The organism is Roseovarius aestuarii (genome assembly GCF_019966515.1).
Lineage (GTDB): Bacteria > Pseudomonadota > Alphaproteobacteria > Rhodobacterales > Rhodobacteraceae > Roseovarius > Roseovarius aestuarii.
Genome location: NZ_JAIMIB010000056.1, coordinates 1 through 2,418, shown reverse-complemented (window position 1 = coordinate 2,418; position 2,418 = coordinate 1). Strand labels below are relative to the sequence as shown.

Sequence of the window (2,418 nt, the reverse complement as noted above, 5' to 3'; positions counted from 1 at the left end):
ACGGCCTGCGCTTCGCCATCCGCGAAGGCGGCCGCACCGTCGGCGCCGGCGTCGTCGCTAAAATCATCGAATAATCCCAAAGCCCCCGGGTTCGCCCGGGGCAGGGTTCGACGAGGGGGGCCGGGTGGTCCGGCCTTCCTCCTATCAACTCCAATGCCTTGAAAGGCTAAGACAATGCAAAGCCAAAACATCCGCATTCGGCTGAAGGCGTTTGACTATCGTGTGCTGGACGCCAGCACGCAAGAGATCGTCAATACCGCCAAACGCACCGGTGCCGACGTTCGGGGGCCGATCCCGCTGCCGAACAAGATCGAGAAATTCACCGTTCTGCGTGGCCCGCATGTGAACAAAAAATCCCGTGATCAATGGGAAATCCGCACGCATAAGCGCCTGCTGGATATCGTTAACCCCACACCTCAGACCGTGGACGCGCTGATGAAGCTCGACCTGGCTGCTGGTGTAGACGTTCAGATCTCGGTTTAAGGAGGGCACCTGACAATGTTGCGCTCTGGTGTAATTGCAAAGAAAGTCGGCATGACCCGGCTTTTCATGGAAGACGGCAAGCAGATCCCTGTGACCGTTCTTCAACTGGACAAACTGCAGGTCGTGGCGCAGCGCACGCCCGAGCAGCATGGCTATGCCGCCGTGCAGCTGGGTGCGGGCACAGCCAAGGCCAAGCGGACCTCGAAAGCCATGCGTGGCCATTTCTCGGCCGCCAAGGTGGAACCCAAGCGCAAGGTTGCTGAGTTCCGCGTGGCCCCCGAGGCGATGATCGAGGTGGGTGAGGAAATCACTGCGAACCATTACTTCGAAGGTCAGTACGTAGATGTCTGCGGCACGTCGATCGGTAAGGGTTTTGCCGGTGCCATGAAACGCCACAACTTTGGTGGTCTGCGCGCCTCGCATGGTGTGTCGATCAGCCACCGCTCGCACGGTTCGACCGGTCAGTGTCAGGATCCGGGCAAGGTGTTCAAGGGTAAGAAAATGGCCGGCCATATGGGGGCTGCACGGGTGACCACGCAGAACCTGCAAGTGGTGAAAACCGATGCCGACCGAGGTCTGATCATGATCAAGGGCGCGGTACCGGGTTCGAAAGGCGGCTGGGTGACGGTCAAGGACGCGGTCAAGAAGCCGTTCCCTGAAACAGCGATCCTGCCTGCCGGTCTGAAATCAATGGCCGAAGAAGCCGCGAAAGCCGCTGAAGAAGCCGCCGCAGCGGCTGCCGCCGAAGCAGAAGCCGCAGCAGCTGCCGCCGCCGAAGCTGAACAGGCCGCTCTGGAAGCCGCCGAGGCCGAGGAAGCCAAGGTAGACAAAGTTGCCGAAGCGCAAGCTGAAGCTGAGAAGAAGGAAGGCGAGGAATGAAACTCGACGTGATCAAACTGGACGGCAAGAAGGCCGGCTCGGTCGATCTGGGCGAAGACATCTTCGGCCTGGAACCGCGCGCGGACATTCTGCACCGTGTCGTCCGCTGGCAGCGCAACAACGCGCAGGCCGGTACGCACAAGGTCAAGACCCGCTCCGAGGTCAGCTATTCGACCAAGAAGATCTATCGCCAGAAAGGCACCGGTGGCGCACGCCACGGCGCGCGTTCGGCGCCGATTTTCCGCGGTGGTGGCGTGTATAAGGGCCCGGTTGTCCGGTCGCACGGCCATGAGCTGACCAAGAAATTCCGCAAGCTGGGCTTGAAGCACGCCCTATCGGCCAAAATGGCCGCTGGCGAGCTGGTGGTGATTGATGAGCTCAAATCAGCGGGTAAAACAGGTGCCCTGGCCAAGCAGGTCAAGGATCTGGGCTGGAAGCGCGCGCTGATCATCGATGGGGCCGAGGTGAATGCAGATTTCGCCAAAGCAGCCCGCAATATCGAAGGTCTGGACGTGCTGCCAACCATGGGCGCAAACGTTTATGACATCCTCAAGCGTGACACGCTGGTGATCACCAAGGCGGGTGTCGAAGCACTGGAGGCTCGGTTGAAATGAGCGCGAAGGCACAACATTATGACGTGATCCGCAAGCCGGTCATCACCGAAAAGGCCACCATGGCGTCCGAGAACGGCGCGGTTGTCTTTGAAGTGGCGATGGATAGCAACAAGCCGCAGATCAAGGAGGCCGTCGAGGCGCTCTTTGGTGTGACGGTCAAAGCGGTCAACACCACGATCACCAAGGGCAAGGTCAAACGGTTCCGCGGCGCATTGGGTCGCCGGAACCACATCAAGAAGGCCTATGTGACCCTGGAAGAGGGCAACACGATCGACGTGACCACTGGTCTTTGATCGAAACGCCTAGTGACAATCAGGAAGGCTCTCACAGTTGTGGGGGCCTTTTGGTTTTAGAAAGACTGCTTTGAGCCCTTATTGACCAATGCTGCAACGATCATGAGTGTCTCGTTTGATAGATGAAAAACCTTTCACGAAGGCAACCC

5 protein-coding genes are annotated in these 2,418 nt (G+C 59.1%); all 5 read left to right on the top strand.

Annotation, left to right across the window (positions count from 1 at the left end; genetic code table 11):
• A partial coding sequence (locus LC334_RS22965; RefSeq protein WP_202814033.1) for an EF-Tu C-terminal domain-related protein occupies positions 1-74 on the top strand: 74 nt, incomplete at its 5' end.
• Positions 75-174: 100 nt separating this feature from the next.
• Entirely contained in the window at positions 175-483 is a 309-nt protein-coding gene (gene rpsJ / locus LC334_RS22960; protein WP_085802629.1) for a 30S ribosomal protein S10, read from the top strand.
• Between the two features lie 15 nt (positions 484-498).
• Positions 499-1,362, top strand: coding sequence for a 50S ribosomal protein L3 (gene rplC, locus LC334_RS22955; protein ID WP_085802630.1), 864 nt, complete (start codon positions 499-501; stop codon positions 1,360-1,362).
• A complete protein-coding gene (gene rplD / locus LC334_RS22950) occupies positions 1,359-1,976 on the top strand; it encodes a 50S ribosomal protein L4 (protein ID WP_085802631.1) in 618 nt (205 codons plus the stop codon). Before rplC ends, rplD begins: the two co-directional genes overlap by 4 nt.
• Positions 1,973-2,269 (top strand): 50S ribosomal protein L23, encoded by a 297-nt coding sequence (locus tag LC334_RS22945; protein ID WP_085802632.1) that lies wholly within the window; start codon positions 1,973-1,975, stop codon positions 2,267-2,269. The genes rplD and LC334_RS22945 overlap by 4 nt, the downstream gene beginning before the upstream one ends.
• The last annotated feature ends 149 nt before the right edge of the window (positions 2,270-2,418 follow it).